Source organism: Leclercia sp. Marseille-Q4284 (assembly GCF_916618945.1).
Classification (GTDB): Bacteria; Pseudomonadota; Gammaproteobacteria; order Enterobacterales; family Enterobacteriaceae; genus Enterobacter; species Enterobacter tamurae.
In genome coordinates this window covers 1,840,775-1,855,730 of sequence record NZ_CAKAKG010000001.1, presented here as the reverse complement: position 1 = coordinate 1,855,730, position 14,956 = coordinate 1,840,775, and the positions used below count along the sequence as shown (strand labels likewise).

Genomic DNA, 14,956 nt, shown 5'->3' with positions numbered 1-14,956 from the left:
AAATCATCCGCGATGGACGCTCAGACCGGCAAAACTCTGGCTGACCGGCATCATTTCAACGGTGTTGATGTTGACGTGCTTCGGCAGGGTAGCCACCCACCAGACCGCCTCGGTGACATCATCCGGCGTCAGGGCAGTGGTGTTCTCGTACGTTTTACCTGCTTTGTCATCATCGCCTTTGAAGCGCACGTTGGAGAACTCCGTTCCGCCAACCAGACCCGGCTCGATATCCGTCACGCGAATAGCGGTGCCGTGCAGATCGGTGCGCAGATTCAGGCTGAACTGACGCACAAAGGCTTTGGTCGCGCCATAGACGTTGCCGCCCGCGTAAGGCCAGCTGCCCGCCGTGGAACCGATATTAATGACATGACCGCGGTTGCGCTCGACCATGCCAGGCAGCACGGCGCGGGTCATATACACCAGCCCTTTGTTGTTGGTGTCGATCATCGTTTCCCAGTCTTCGACGCTGGCTTTATGCGCAGGCTCAAGGCCCAGCGCCAGCCCGGCATTGTTGACCAGTACGTCGATGTCGCGCCACTCGGCCGGCAGGTTAGCAATCATCTCTTCAATGGATGCGCGGTTACGCACGTCCAGCTGCGCGGTCAGAATGCTGTCCCCGAGCTCCTCTTTCAGCTCCTGCAGACGCTCCTGACGACGGCCGGTGGCAATCACCTTATGCCCGTTGGCGACGAAGCGACGCGTGATGCTTTCACCAAAACCTGCTGTCGCTCCGGTAACTAAAATAATCATGTCACTGTTCCTCAACGCTTTTTGTGTAGTACTACCATAGCATGTGATCTGACGCAGAGTAAGGCGACTTTTCGACCCCTAGTGGTGACAGAGATTGCAGCCACTGCCGGGCTGGCCTACTCTGGTGAAATTCATCGTATTCAGGAGTCTGATATGTCTGGCACTAATCCCTTTTTCGCAACCAGCCTGCTGCCGTACCAGGCGCCGCATTTTGATCTGATCGACGACAGCCACTATCGTCCGGCGTTTGACGAGGCGATCCGCCAGAAGCGCGAGGAGATCGCCGCAATCGCCGGATGTGCGGCGGCACCTGACTTTACCAATACCGTGCTGGCGCTGGAGAAGAGCGGCGGCCTGCTGAGCCAGGTGAGCAACGTCTTCTTCGCCATGACCTCGGCACATACCAATGATTATCTGCAGCAGCTGGAAGAGGCGATCTCTACCGAACTGGCGGCGCTGGCCAATGATATCTGGCTGAATGATGCGCTCTTCGCCCGGATTGATGCTGTCTATAATGCCCGGCAGACGATGGCCCCGGACGCGGAGTCCCTGCGCCTGATTGAGGAGCTGCATCAGCGCTTTATTCTCGCCGGAGCCCGGCTGGGAGAGGCAGAAAAGCAGGCGCTGAAAACCATCAATACCGAGTCTGCCGCGCTCACCAGCCAGTTTAACCAGCGTCTGCTGGCAGCCGATAAGGCGGGCGGGCTGGTGGTGGATTATCCTCATCAGCTGGATGGGCTCAGCCAGGCAGAGCTGGCTGCGGCCGCTCAGGCGGCGGCGGATAAAGGGCTCAGCGATCGCTGGTTGATTCCGCTGCTGAACACCACCCAGCAACCGGCCCTGCAACAGCTGCGCGATCGCCAGACCCGGGAAAATCTGTTTAAAGCAGGCTGGCTGCGTACGCAAAAAAACGATGCCAACGACACCCGCGAGCTGGTACGGCGTCTGGTGGCGCTGCGGGCGCGTCAGGCGGAACTGCTGGGCTTCGACAGCTATGCCAGCTGGAAAATTGTCGATCAGATGGCCAAAACTCCCAACGCTGCGCTGGCGTTTATGCGCGGGATTGTCCCGGCTGCGCGCGGGCGTGCATTGCAGGAGCAGGCCGATATCCAGAAGGTGATTGATGACGAACAGGGTGGGTTTGAGGTACAGGCCTGGGACTGGTCGTTTTACGCCGAGCGCGTGCGGCTGGCGAAGTACGCCCTCGATGAGTCACAGGTTAAACCCTATTTTGCCCTCAATCGTGTCCTGACCGATGGTGTCTTCTGGGCGGCGACCCAGCTGTTCGGCATTACCTTTGTCGAGCGCAGCGACATCCCGGTTTACCATCCTGATGTGCGCGTCTGGGAGATCTTCGACCACCACGGAGAAGGGATGGCGCTATTTTACGGCGACTTCTTCGCCCGCGACTCCAAAGGCGGCGGGGCATGGATGGGGAATTTTGTCGAGCAGTCCCATGAGTTTGGTACGCGTCCGGTGATCTATAACGTCTGCAACTATCAAAAGCCTGCCGCAGGCCAGCCGGCGCTGATCTCCTGGGATGATGTGATCACCCTGTTCCACGAGTTTGGTCATACCCTGCACGGGCTGTTTGCCAGCCAGCGTTACGCCACGCTCTCCGGCACCAACACACCGCGCGATTTTGTGGAGTTCCCGTCGCAAATCAACGAGCACTGGGCCAGCCATCCACAGGTCTTTGCCCGCTATGCCCGTCACTACGAAACCGGGGAGCCGATGCCCGATGCCCTGCGGGAGAAAATGCTCAGCGCCACCCAGTTTAACAAAGGCTATGACATGACCGAGCTGCTCAGCGCCGCGCTGCTGGACATGAACTGGCACGGATTAACCGCCAGCGAAGCGCCAGAGGATGTCGAAGCCTTCGAAACCGCAGCCCTGGAGCGGGAGCAACTCCATCTCACCGCTGTACCGCCGCGCTATCGTAGCAGCTATTTCGCCCATATCTTCGGTGGCGGCTACGCGGCGGGCTATTACGCCTATCTGTGGACGCAAATGCTGGCCGACGACGGATATCAGTGGTTCGTGGAAGAGGGCGGACTGAACCGTGAAAACGGACAGAAATTCCGCGAGGCGATTTTGTCCCGTGGGAATAGCAGTGATTTAGCGGAACTTTATCGCCAGTGGCGCGGGCACAATCCGCAGATTGAGCCGATGCTGGTGAATCGTGGGTTGAGTGCGTAAGCCTTTTCAGGATCAAAAAAAGAGCCGGGCGAGATGCCCGGCTCTTTTTCGTGTCAGCTGGAATAAACCCTGCCGACGAAAACTTTATTTGGCGCAGTAAACGCGCGCTTCACGCGGCGTATAAATACCAAAAGTAACAACGCCCAGCAGGCCATTCACAAAAGTCTGCTGCACTTCAGTACGAACGACTTTGTCTGCACTGCCGCACACCTGAGCTGCGTCGATTTGCTTAGACTGGCCGATTCCGCTAACGAAGAAATGGTGCGTTGTGACTTTCTGTGGTTCGAAAGTTGTTCCTTTATTTACCGAAAATGATTGTTGAGCACAGCCGGAAACTGCACCTGCAATCAGCGCTACCATGATTAACTTTTTCATAAATGACCCTGTTGTTTGTATAATTCGAAAAAATGATGACATGATTAATGAACGCTACATATTAGACCAGTAGCGTCTTCGCGCGTTGGGCCTTGAAAGTAGATGTTACTTATATGGCAACTACGAGGTTGAGCCAGCACAAAACGAATCGTTTCCCAGACCGATCGCCCATTCATCAGACGCTCCCCCATTCTGGATTGATTATCGACAAAGGTGTCTAACCCTGTAAGTTCGAAATCAGGTGGGTACACCCCAGTAACGCGTATGTTTTCTTCGGACAATTGTTGGGACAGTTTAGTTGTAAACCCGCTAAGCCCATGTTTGCTCGCGAAAAAAACGGGATGCGCAATTGAGTTCGTAAAATTCGGAATCCCACATGTAGATATAATTGAGACGATATCAGCGCTGTCTGAACGCCTTAACCCCGGCAGCAATGCTTGAGTCAGAAGAATAGAACCTGTCAGGCCTGAACTGATGGTACTGATAATTTCTGTATCAGGTTGCTCTTCTAACGACCCTGACAACCACTGAGCAGCATTGAGGATTAAAATGTCTATGGGTTTGCCTGACGTTAATAGCTGTGAAGAAAACTGTGAAAGGGATTCTGACCGGGTTAAATCACAGATATAACCCTTTGCAATACCGCCTTCAGCAGTGATGATACTGCAGGTTTTTTGAATATCCTCAGTCCGCCGCGCGCTAAAATTCACCTCAACGCCTTCTCGCGCCAACCATACGCACAGCGCCTGACCAAATCCTCCGCCTCCACCGGTAATGACCGCTATTTTACCTCTTAGCATCTTCGTGCATCCTTTTCTTAATGAGTAGTTGTTGAGGTAGATATAGCATGGAGAGGTGGAGTAACATCTTTCAGTTAGTGCCATTTGGACATGAGAATATAAATAAGCTGCATTGCCCACTTTTTAATAGCCTGCACGGGGATAAGTAAATTCATCTATTCGGCAGGCTATTATGCCTATCTCTGGACGTAAATACTGGTTGACGACGGCTATCAGTGATTTGTAGAGCAGGGCGGAATGAACATTGAATACGGGCAGGAATTTCGTGAGGCGAATTTGACCTGTGGGAATAATAATTAAGATGAACGTTATCGGGTATGGCGCGGGCACGATCCGATGATGGTGAACCGCGGGTTAAGTACGTAGGGTTTCTTCAGGCTGGAAATATAACTGGGCGTATTGAGCGGCTTTTTTTAAAGGATTATCTATCCCCAAAAAGAAGTGTAGTGAAGAAAAATTGAAACCTGAATGCGCAGACCTTCGATTAGTTCCTTATACGGGGATGTAGGGCGATTACAATATGCGATAATCATTGTTTTCAATTTTCGAGGACTTAAAAATGCTTTTACGCACAGATCTTTTTGAACAATGGCTCCAGTACCCTTTTCCGACTTACCTCGAGAATTGGCCACTCACACTATTTGACGTTCAAGGGTTTTTAGCTGTAGTTATCATTATTCTGGCCTTGCGTAGGAATTTGTATGAAGAACTGCGGGATTACACATTAGCTTTTCTGGGCGTTTTTTGGTCAAAAAAATAAAAAAGTTACTTTGGACAACGCCAATAATTCATTCTGTTTCTCATATCAAAAGACTTCTTTCTGGCAGTCTTTTCTGTCTCAAACACCCTGAACCTCATGACAGGTTTGTCATAATTGTTGTAAGTCAGAAATCAGTAGCCGGGGCCTGAAAGGGTGTTGAAGATAAAAACTTGTAATGTTATTAAAAAAGTAACTTTTTAATTATTGAGTGTATTACATGACGCAAAATTTTGAGTTCATCGAAACGCATCCTTCTGCTGAAGATTTTTGCCGTTTGCGCGAAATCGCCGGGCTTTCCCCTCGAAATCTTGAAGCTGCAAAAAAAGGACTGCCCGCGAGCTGCTACGCTGTACACGTCCGTCACGAGGGGATCCCCGTTGGGATGGGAAGAGTGGTTGGCGACGGCGCACTGAATTTTGAGATCGTAGATATCGCTGTCGATCCGAACTTCCAGGGTAAAGGCTTAGGCAGAGCTATCATGGAACATATCATGGACTGGCTGGGCAAAAACGCCTGGGATGGCACCTATATTTCCCTGGTGGCGGATGTGCCTGCACTTTATGAAAAGTTTGGCTTCGAAAATGTGACGCCTGCTTGCGAAGGTATGGCGATCAGCTGGAAAAATGAACAATAAGCCGTGAACACCATAATGGATTTCTCCCCTCTACTGCACGCCTTAGCCGCCGTAACACTCCAGTGCCTCTGCGGCCTCAGACTGGGCAAATGGGGCATCGGCGGAGCAATGGGCTGTCTGTGGTTTATCGCCCGGGAACAGACTCAGGCGGAATACCGCTGGATCGCCCTGTTTGGTCACGGCAAGCGCGCCAACATGCCGTGGTGGGGCGGGTTCGACTGGCAGGTCTGGAACCTGGCCAGCCTGCTCGACTGGCTGGTGCCAGTCGCGGCCTGCACAGCCGTCTGGCTTGTTGCGCGTTATCGGTCATCGTCCACCAGCTCAAACCTCGTTTAACCTTCATTTATCTTGCTCGTGCTAACCTGGTCAGGATCCGCAGCCCGGTATGGATTACCGGGTCCGTAGATATCAAAATACAAATCTATCCATGCAAGCATTTACCGCCAGTCTCTGGCGGTTTTTTTTGTCTTTCGCTCAACATGAATTTTTTTCATCACCCATGAATTTTTCTCGTTTGCCGGGAGGCGGGCGCTGTGACATCTTTTGGACATATAGCCATCCAGAAGTCTAAAGTTCACATAATGAATTATCACTGTCGGCAATTACCTGGCGACAGTTAAAGGAGATAAGCATGCAGCGACAACACGCCCCGAACCGCGCCGATGTGGTAGGCAGTTTCTTACGTCCCGACGCCATCAAACAGGCGCGGGTGAAATTTGCCAGCGGTGAGATCGACGCGCAGCAGCTGCGTGCGGTAGAAGACGAGGCGATTCGCCATGTGGTGGAGCAGCAATGCGCTTGTGGCCTGCAGGTGGTGACTGACGGTGAGTTCCGCCGCGCCTGGTGGCATTTTGATTTCTTCGATGGCCTGCAGGGCGTAGAGCGTTACGACTCGAACCAGGGGATCCAGTTCAACGGCGTGCAGACTAAAGCCCACGGCGTGCGCGTCACCGGCAAGCTGGGGTTCGGCAGCCATCCGATGCTGGACGACTTCCGCTATCTGCAGAGCGTCAGCGGCACCGCCCAGCCGAAGATGACCATCCCGAGCCCGAGCGTGCTGCACTTCCGCGGCGGGCGTAAGGATATCGACGCCACGGTCTATCCGGATCTGGATGTTTACTTTGATGACCTGGCGCAAACCTGGCGCGATGCGATCCACGCTTTCTATAACGCCGGTTGCCGCAACCTGCAGCTGGACGACACCGTCTGGGCTTACCTCTGCTCGGACGATCAGCGCCGCCAGATCCGCGAGCGCGGAGATGACCCGGACCAGCTGGCGCGCACCTATGCTCGCGTGCTGAATAAGGCCCTGGAAGGCAAGCCGGACGATCTGACCATCGGGCTGCACGTCTGTCGCGGTAACTTCCGCTCGACCTGGATCTCCGAAGGGGGCTACGAGCCGGTGGCGGAAATCCTGTTTGGCACCGTCAACGTCGATGCCTTCTTCCTCGAATACGACAACGATCGCAGCGGCGACTTTGCCCCGTTACGCTTTGTCCGTCCGGGCAAACAGCAGGTGGTGCTGGGTCTGATCACCACTAAAAGCGGCGAGCTGGAAAACCCGGAAGGGGTGAAAGCGCGTCTGGAAGAGGCGGCGAAGTATGTCGCGAAAGAGCAGATTTGCCTCAGCCCGCAGTGCGGCTTTGCCTCCACCGAAGAGGGCAACGCCCTGACCGAAGCCCAGCAGTGGGATAAGGTTCGCCTGGTCACACAAATCGCCAGCGAAGTCTGGTAAGTGCTTATCCACAGCGTTGCATTAATAAAGTGCAACGCTGTGCCATTCTGATCCGCATCCGCGTTAAAACGTTCTCCAGCTCCCTGAACCCACTGAATTTTCATTCTGGCATCCTTTTTGCTCTGACTAATCCTGAATGCTTTTTCTGCGTCCACGCCGTAACGGACGATTTCGCACAGCGTTGTTTTTCAGGAGTGAAAATTATGCATCGTCGTACCTTAATCAAAGCCTTTGCTTTATCGGCCTCCGTAGTGGCCATGGGGATGAGTTTCAGCGTGCAGGCAGCCGACACCATCAAGATTGGCATCATGCATTCGCTCTCCGGCACGATGGCGATCTCTGAAACGCCGCTGAAAGACGTGGCGCTGATGACCATCGACGAAATCAACGCCAAAGGCGGGGTGCTGGGCAAAAAACTGGAGCCGGTAGTGGTAGATCCCGCCTCCAACTGGCCGCTGTTTGCCGAGAAAGCCCGTCAGCTGTTGAGCCAGGATAAGGTGGCGGCGGTCTTTGGCTGCTGGACCTCGGTGTCGCGCAAATCGGTGTTGCCGGTGTTTGAGGAGCTGAACGGTCTGCTGTTCTACCCGGTGCAGTACGAAGGGGAAGAGATGTCACCGAACGTCTTCTACACCGGGGCCGCACCTAATCAGCAGGCCATCCCGGCGGTGGAGTACCTGATGAGCGAAGATGGCGGCGAAGCGAAACGCTTCTTCCTGTTGGGCACTGACTACGTTTACCCGCGCACCACCAACAAAATTCTCCGCGCTTTCCTGCACTCGAAAGGCGTTCAGGATAAAGACATCGAAGAGGTCTACACCCCGTTCGGCCATAGCGATTACCAGACTATCGTCGCCAGCATCAAGAAATTCTCTGCCGCAGGCAAAACCGCGGTGGTCTCTACCATCAACGGTGACTCCAACGTGCCGTTCTACAAAGAGCTGGCTAACCAGGGCGTAAAAGCCACCGACGTGCCGGTCGTCGCCTTCTCGGTGGGTGAAGAGGAGCTGCGCGGCATCGATACCAAACCGCTGGTGGGCAACCTGGCGGCGTGGAACTACTTCGAGTCGGTGGATAACCCGGCCAACCAGACCTTCGTCGCCGCATATAAAAACTGGGCCAAAGCGCAGAAGCTGCCGAACGCCGGCACGGTGGTGACCAACGATCCAATGGAAGCTACCTACGTGGGGATCCACATGTGGGCCCAGGCGGTAGAGAAAGCGGGTACCACCGACGTGGATAAAGTGCGTGCCGCGATGGCCGGTCAGTCCTTCAAAGCGCCGTCGGGCTTCACCCTGACCATGGATGCCACCAACCACCACCTGCATAAGCCGGTGATGATTGGCGAGATCGAGGGTAATGGCCAGTTCAACGTTGTATGGCAGACCGAAGCTCCGGTGCGCGCCCAGCCGTGGAGCCCGTACATCGCCGGGAATGACAAAAAGCCCGACACCCCGATCAAAACCGCCAGCAACTGAATCCGGATCATAAAGAGGTAAAGCCATGAACGTCATGCGCATGATCTTCGCTCTCGTATGGCTTGCCGGACTGCTGCCAGGGATGGCACAGGCAACGGACGCCGATAACTTTGTCGCTGCCAGCCGCAGCCAGCAGGCGGTACTGCTCGAGCAGTGGGCCGCCGCACCCGATCCCGCCCGGCTGGCGCTGCTGCGCGCCTTGCAGCAGGAAAATGTCTTTGTCGATAGCCATAAACAGGCCTTCACCCGGGAAAACGGCGCCTTAACCGCTCTCGGTGAAGCCGCCCAGCACGAGGGGGCCACCAAAGCCGTGCGGCTCACCAACCGCCTGCGGGTGCTGGCGGCCACGGCGCTCGCCACCCACCAGCTGACAGGTGACAGTGTCACTGAAAGGCTGGCGGCGGCGAAACAACTCCAGCGCGATCCCCAGCCGCAGATGCTGCCTTTTTTACAGCGTCAGCTGGCAAGCGAGAGCGATGACGCGGTGCGTCAGGTGCTGAGCCTGGCCGTCGCCAGCCTGCAACTGACCAGCACCCAGCCAGCAGTGCGCCAGCAGGCCGTCACGCTGTTGGGCGAGTCGAGCGATCCGGAGGTGCAGTCCCGACTGCTGCCATATACCCATGTGCAGACCGAGCCGGACGCTGGCGTGCGGGAAGCCGCCGCGGAAAGCCTGCGCCAGATCCAACACCGTCAGACCATCAGCGACCTGCTGGGCCAGGCGTTTATGGGTCTGTCGCTGGGCTCCATTCTGCTGCTGGCCGCGCTCGGCCTGGCGATCACCTACGGCCTGCTGGGGGTGATCAACATGGCCCACGGCGAAATGCTGATGCTCGGGGCCTACGCCACCTGGATGGTGCAGCAGGCGATGGCGCAGTTTACCCCGCAGTGGCTCACCTTCTACCCGCTGGTGGCGCTGCCGGTGGCGTTCGCGCTTACCGCAGGCGTAGGCATGGCGCTGGAGCGCACGGTGATCCGCCACCTCTATGGCCGCCCATTGGAAACATTGCTGGCGACCTGGGGCATCAGCCTGATGCTCATCCAGCTGGTGCGCATGATCTTCGGGGCGCAAAACCTCGAGGTCGCTAACCCGGCGTGGCTCTCCGGCGGCGTGCAGGTCTATGCCAGCCTGATCCTGCCGTGGAACCGGCTGGTGGTGTTGGGCTTTGTGCTGCTGGTGCTCTTTTTCACCTGGCTGATCCTCAACAAAACCCGGCTGGGGCTCAACGTGCGGGCGGTGACGCAAAACCGCAGCATGGCAGCCTGCTGCGGGGTGCCCACCGGACGCGTCGATATGCTGGCCTTCGGGCTGGGTTCCGGCATTGCCGGTCTCGGCGGGGTGGCGCTGTCGCAGCTGGGCAACGTCGGGCCGGAGCTGGGCCAGGGGTATATCATCGACTCCTTCCTGGTGGTGGTGCTCGGCGGCGTAGGTCAACTGGCCGGCAGCGTGGCAGCCGCCTTTGGGCTGGGGATTTTCAATAAGATCCTCGAGCCGCAGATGGGGGCCGTACTCGGCAAAATCGTGATTCTGGTGGCGATCATTCTGTTCATTCAGAAACGTCCTCAGGGCTTGTTTGCACTGAAAGGGAGGGTAATCGACTGATGAGCCAGCCACTGACCTTAACCCTGGCGCGGAGAGCGCCGCGCAGCGTACCGATACTCCTCGGTCTGCTTCTCGCCGCACTGCTGGTGCTGCCGTTTCTGGCCCTGCTGCCCGCCACCCATCCGCTGGCGGTCTCCACCTGGATGCTGACCCTGGTGGGCAAAATCCTCTGCTATGCGATTGTCGCTGTAGCGCTGGATCTGGTCTGGGGCTACGCCGGCATGTTGTCTCTGGGCCACGGCCTGTTCTTTGCCCTCGGCGGCTACGCGATGGGGATGTACCTGATGCGCCAGGCTGCGGGCGACGGGCTCCCGGCCTTTATGTCGTTTCTCTCCTGGAGCGAGCTGCCCTGGTTCTGGTGGGGCACCCAGCATTTCGCCTGGGCGCTGGTGCTGATCGTGATGGTGCCGGGCCTGCTGGCGCTGCTGTTCGGCTGGTTTGCCTTCCGCTCAAAAATCAAAGGGGTCTACTTCTCGATCATGACCCAGGCGCTGACCTTTGCCGGGATGCTGCTGTTCTTCCGCAATGAAACCGGCTTTGGCGGCAACAACGGCTTTACCGGCTTTACCACGCTGCTGGGCTTTTCGGTCACCGCCACCTCGACGCGCATCGCCCTGTTTATTGCCACCGTGCTGCTGCTGGCGGCGTCGCTGGGAGTCGGTTATGCGCTGGCAAAAAGTAAGTTTGGCCGCATCCTGACCGCCGTGCGCGACGCCGAAAACCGGTTGACCTTCTGCGGCTACGATCCCCGCGGGTTTAAGCTGCTGGTCTGGACGTTATCAGCGGTGCTGTGCGGGCTGGCCGGAGCGCTGTACGTCCCGCAGGTGGGGATCATCAACCCCGGCGAGATGTCGCCGACTAACTCCATCGAAGCGGCAATCTGGGTCGCGCTCGGCGGACGCGGCACGTTGATCGGCCCGGTGATGGGCGCCGCGCTGGTCAACGGGGCAAAAAGCTTTTTCACCGTGGCGATGCCGGAGTACTGGCAGCTGTTCCTCGGGCTGATCTTTATCGCGGTCACGCTGTTTTTACCCCGCGGCGTAACGGGACTGTTCCGCAAAGGAGACCAGTAATGAGCGAGCAATTATTTACCCGCCAACTGCCCGGGGATCGCTACCGCGACCAGACCGACCCGGTGTTGCAGCTGGAAGGAATTAACGTCAGCTTTGACGGTTTTAAGGCGTTGACCGATCTGTCGCTCAATATCGGCGTAGGCGAGCTGCGCTGCGTGATCGGTCCCAACGGCGCGGGAAAAACCACGCTGATGGACGTCATCACCGGCAAAACGCGGCCCCAGAGCGGGCGGGCGATTTACGATCAGTCCACGGATCTCACCACCCTCGATTCGATCGCCATTGCCCGCCAGGGCATCGGGCGCAAGTTTCAGAAGCCGACGGTGTTTGAGGCCCTGACGGTGTGGGAGAACCTCGAGCTGGCGATGAAGGGGGATAAATCGGTGTGGGCCAGCCTGCGCGCCCGGCTGAGCAGCGAGCAGGGGGACCGGATCAACGAGATGCTGAGCCTGCTGCGCCTCGGCGCGGAGCGGCATCGCCGGGCCGGGTTGCTGTCGCACGGTCAGAAGCAGTTCCTGGAGATCGGCATGCTGTTGGTGCAGGAGCCGCATCTGCTGCTGCTCGACGAACCGGCCGCCGGGATGACCGACGCTGAAACCGATTACACCGCCGAACTGTTTCGCACTCTGGCGGGGAAACACTCGTTGATGGTGGTGGAGCATGACATGGGCTTTGTCGAAACCATTGCCGATCACGTCACCGTTCTGCATCAGGGGCGGGTGCTGGCGGAGGGCTCGCTGCGCGAGGTGCAGGCCAACGAGCAGGTGATTGAAGTCTATCTCGGACGCTAAGGAGCGCGGATGCTACAGGTTAACGAACTGAATCAGTATTACGGCGGGAGCCACATCCTGCGCGGGGTCAGCTTCGAGGCGCTGCCCGGAGAAATCACCTGCCTGCTGGGGCGTAACGGGGTGGGCAAAACCACGCTGCTGAAATGTCTGATGGGGCTGATCCCGGCCCGTAATGGGGAGATCCTCTGGCAGGGCAAACCCATTACCCACGCCAGGCCACATCAGCGGGTGCAGGCCGGGGTGGCCTATGTGCCCCAGGGGCGGGAGATCTTTCCCCGCCTGACGGTGGAGGAGAATCTGCTGCTCGGGCTGTCGCGTTTTCCGGCGCGCGAGGCGAAGCAGGTGCCGGAGGAGATCTGGCAACTGTTTCCGGTATTGCAGGAGATGAAGCAGCGCCGGGGGGGCGATCTCTCGGGCGGGCAACAGCAGCAGCTGGCGATTGGCCGGGCGCTGGCGAGCCGTCCTCAGCTGTTGATTCTTGATGAGCCGACGGAGGGGATCCAGCCCTCGGTGATTAAGGAGATTGGTCAGGTGATCCGTCAGCTGGCGAATCGGGGCGACATGGCGATCCTGCTGGTGGAGCAGTTTTACGACTTTGCTGCCGAGCTGGCCGACAGCTATCTGCTGATGTCCCGGGGCAGCATCATCCAGCGCGGCCGCGGGGAGGATATGGAACAGGAGGGCGTTCGCGGTCTGGTGGCGATTTAACGGGGTTGTTTTGCGGTATGTTATAATATAACATTCAAAACTCTTTAAAATGGAGTGAGGACGTTATCTTGGCAGGACCTATTGGTAAATATGCAATGACTCTGGGGGCGCTGCTGGTCAGCGGCCAGCTGTATGCCCACTCGCACGGCCATCAAATGACCGAGGCGGAACAAAAAGCGGCCAACGGCGTGTTTGACGACAAAGAGGTGAAGGATCGGCCGCTCTCCAACTGGGACGGGGTCTGGCAGTCGGTCTATCCGTTCCTGCTGAGCGGCGATCTCGACCCGGTGTTCAAAAAGAAAGCTGAGAAAGACAGCAGCAAAACCTTTGACCAGGTGAAAGCCTATTACCGCACCGGCTACGCCACCGACGTAGAGACCATCGGCATTGAGAACAATGTGATGGCGTTCCACACCGGGAAAAACGTCAGCCGCTGTGAATATGTCTCTAACGGCTACAAGATCCTGACCTATGCCTCCGGCAAGAAGGGCGTGCGTTACCTGTTTGAATGTAAGGATGCCAGCAGCATGGCACCGAAGTTTGTCCAGTTCAGCGACCACACCATCGGCCCGCGCCAGTCTGCCCATTTCCATATCTTTATGGGCAACACCTCCCACGAGGCGTTATTAAAAGAGATGGATAACTGGCCGACCTATTATCCAAACGAAATGTATACAAAGCAGGTGGTGGAGGAGATGTTGCACCATTAATTCGGTGCGGCCTGTGCGCCGGGTGGCGGCTGCGCCTTACCCGGCCTACGGGTTTGTAGGCCCGGCAAGCGAAGTGTCGCCGGGCACTGCTCTTAAGCTACACGAGGCATATCAACCCACGCCTTTACCCGCATTCCACGCAAAATCATCATCCACGCCAGCACAATGGCGACCATCATAATCACAAACAGCGACCAGTGCGGGAGGTGGGTCAGGATCAGCCCGGTGATCATCGGGTTAAAGGCCGCACCCAGCCAGCCGAGCGCCTGAGCGGAGAAGTAGCTCGCTTTCATCCCCGGCGGGGCGATGTTGTCGATCAACATATATTCGCCCGGGGCATAGATGATTTCGCCAATGGTAAAGACCGCCGCGGCGAGCCCCCAGTAGACCAGGTTCTCCCCGGAGAGCATGAACCCGGCCAGACCGAGGACGAAGAACAGGGTGCCCAGGGTCATCAGCGGGCGGATGTTACGCGCCGACAGTTTGCGGCCAATGATGTACTGCAGCGACACCACCATTGCGGCATTCACTGGCAGCACCACCGCCACCACGTTCTGGGCAAAATCGCTGTCGTAATCGGCGGCCAGCACGTACTGAGAGATGCAACTGGCGAAGGAGCCGCCCACGTAGGAGGCCAGCAGCCCGGAGAGGGTATACCAGAACAGCGCCCGATCCCGCAGCAGCACCGACGGCTGCCACGGCACCGGGGCCTGTTCGCTGTCTGCCACCACGCTCTTCTGCACATAAACCTGAATGAGCACCAGCGGTAAGGCGGCGCAGAAGGCCGCCATCCAGAAGGGCAACTGCAGGCTGTACATCATCAGCAGGGTGCTTAACGGTGGCCCGATGGTCCAGCCAATGTTGAGAAAGCTGTAGTTAAGCGAAAATACCCGCGCCTTTTCCGCCGGGTTCAGCACATCGGAAAACCAGGCTTTCAGCACCGTGGAGAAGATCGAATAAGCGCAGTTGATCAGCGCGAAGGCCAGCACCACCAGCACCACGTTGTCCACCAGCGGGATCGCCAGAAAGCCCAGCGCCACCGCCGTAATGGCGATCAGCATGTAGCGTTTTTTATCGAACTTGTCGGCCAGGATGCCAAAGCCCAGGCTGAAAACCACCCCGATAGTCAGCGCCACCGTCAGGGCATAACCAATATTCTCCACGCTCATGTTGTAGACGCGGGTGAGATAGATGGTCATAAACGGCAACGTCGCGCCGCGCCCAATGGTGAGTAACAGCGACGACGCCAGCAGCGCTGCCGTTGAGCGCCTGAGTGATGATTTCATTTTCCTGCCCGACAATTGCGTGTGAATTTTTTGTTATGTCTTATCAGGATTATCACGGCA

General features: G+C 57.1%; 14 protein-coding genes. 10 read left to right on the top strand and 4 right to left on the bottom strand.

Annotated elements, in window-relative coordinates; translation table 11 throughout:
- Positions 1-3 precede the first annotated feature (3 nt).
- Complete coding sequence (ydfG, locus tag LG383_RS08640; RefSeq protein ID WP_032618025.1) at positions 4-750, bottom strand: bifunctional NADP-dependent 3-hydroxy acid dehydrogenase/3-hydroxypropionate dehydrogenase YdfG; 747 nt, start codon at positions 748-750, stop codon at positions 4-6.
- A 153-nt stretch (positions 751-903) separates the two neighbouring features.
- On the opposite strand from ydfG, the gene dcp reads away from it, so the two are divergent.
- On the top strand, positions 904-2,949 hold the full coding sequence (gene dcp / locus LG383_RS08635) for a peptidyl-dipeptidase Dcp (RefSeq protein WP_225758869.1): 2,046 nt from the start codon (positions 904-906) through the stop codon (positions 2,947-2,949).
- Between the two features lie 84 nt (positions 2,950-3,033).
- Here the strand turns inward: dcp and LG383_RS08630 are convergent, their stop codons facing one another.
- Together LG383_RS08630 and LG383_RS08625 are read right to left on the bottom strand one after the other, a co-directional pair.
- On the bottom strand, positions 3,034-3,324 hold the full coding sequence (locus LG383_RS08630; protein WP_106993836.1) for a Bor family protein: 291 nt from the start codon (positions 3,322-3,324) through the stop codon (positions 3,034-3,036).
- A gap of 44 nt (positions 3,325-3,368) precedes the next feature.
- Positions 3,369-4,124, bottom strand: a complete 756-nt coding sequence (locus LG383_RS08625; RefSeq protein ID WP_225758868.1) for an SDR family oxidoreductase — start codon at positions 4,122-4,124, stop codon at positions 3,369-3,371.
- A 977-nt stretch (positions 4,125-5,101) separates the two neighbouring features.
- On the opposite strand from LG383_RS08625, the gene LG383_RS08620 reads away from it, so the two are divergent.
- From LG383_RS08620 to zinT, 9 genes are all read left to right on the top strand, one after another.
- Positions 5,102-5,518: a GNAT family N-acetyltransferase gene (locus tag LG383_RS08620; protein ID WP_225758867.1), complete on the top strand. Its 417-nt coding sequence runs from the start codon at positions 5,102-5,104 to the stop codon at positions 5,516-5,518.
- Positions 5,519-5,533: 15 nt separating this feature from the next.
- Entirely contained in the window at positions 5,534-5,854 is a 321-nt protein-coding gene (locus tag LG383_RS08615) for a hypothetical protein (protein WP_225758866.1), read from the top strand.
- A gap of 295 nt (positions 5,855-6,149) precedes the next feature.
- Positions 6,150-7,253, top strand: a complete 1,104-nt coding sequence (locus LG383_RS08610; protein WP_225758865.1) for a cobalamin-independent methionine synthase II family protein — start codon at positions 6,150-6,152, stop codon at positions 7,251-7,253.
- A 203-nt stretch (positions 7,254-7,456) separates the two neighbouring features.
- The gene (gene urtA / locus LG383_RS08605) at positions 7,457-8,728 is read left to right on the top strand and encodes an urea ABC transporter substrate-binding protein (protein ID WP_106993842.1); all 1,272 of its coding nucleotides are present in this window, start codon (positions 7,457-7,459) and stop codon (positions 8,726-8,728) included.
- A 25-nt stretch (positions 8,729-8,753) separates the two neighbouring features.
- Positions 8,754-10,328 carry an urea ABC transporter permease subunit UrtB gene (gene urtB / locus LG383_RS08600; RefSeq protein ID WP_225758864.1) on the top strand — a complete coding sequence of 525 codons (1,575 nt, stop codon included), beginning with the start codon at positions 8,754-8,756 and terminating at the stop codon, positions 10,326-10,328.
- Complete coding sequence (gene urtC / locus LG383_RS08595) at positions 10,328-11,401, top strand: urea ABC transporter permease subunit UrtC (protein ID WP_225758863.1); 1,074 nt, start codon at positions 10,328-10,330, stop codon at positions 11,399-11,401. The genes urtB and urtC overlap by 1 nt, the downstream gene beginning before the upstream one ends.
- Positions 11,401-12,192, top strand: coding sequence for an urea ABC transporter ATP-binding protein UrtD (gene urtD, locus LG383_RS08590; RefSeq protein ID WP_106993845.1), 792 nt, complete (start codon positions 11,401-11,403; stop codon positions 12,190-12,192). The genes urtC and urtD overlap by 1 nt, the downstream gene beginning before the upstream one ends.
- Before the next feature lie 9 nt (positions 12,193-12,201).
- A complete protein-coding gene (urtE, locus tag LG383_RS08585) occupies positions 12,202-12,900 on the top strand; it encodes an urea ABC transporter ATP-binding subunit UrtE (protein WP_225758862.1) in 699 nt (232 codons plus the stop codon).
- A 68-nt stretch (positions 12,901-12,968) separates the two neighbouring features.
- Entirely contained in the window at positions 12,969-13,610 is a 642-nt protein-coding gene (gene zinT / locus LG383_RS08580; protein WP_225758861.1) for a metal-binding protein ZinT, read from the top strand.
- A gap of 92 nt (positions 13,611-13,702) precedes the next feature.
- Here the strand turns inward: zinT and ydeE are convergent, their stop codons facing one another.
- Positions 13,703-14,896, bottom strand: a complete 1,194-nt coding sequence (ydeE, locus tag LG383_RS08575) for an efflux MFS transporter YdeE (RefSeq protein ID WP_225758860.1) — start codon at positions 14,894-14,896, stop codon at positions 13,703-13,705.
- Between the last annotated feature and the right edge of the window lie 60 nt (positions 14,897-14,956).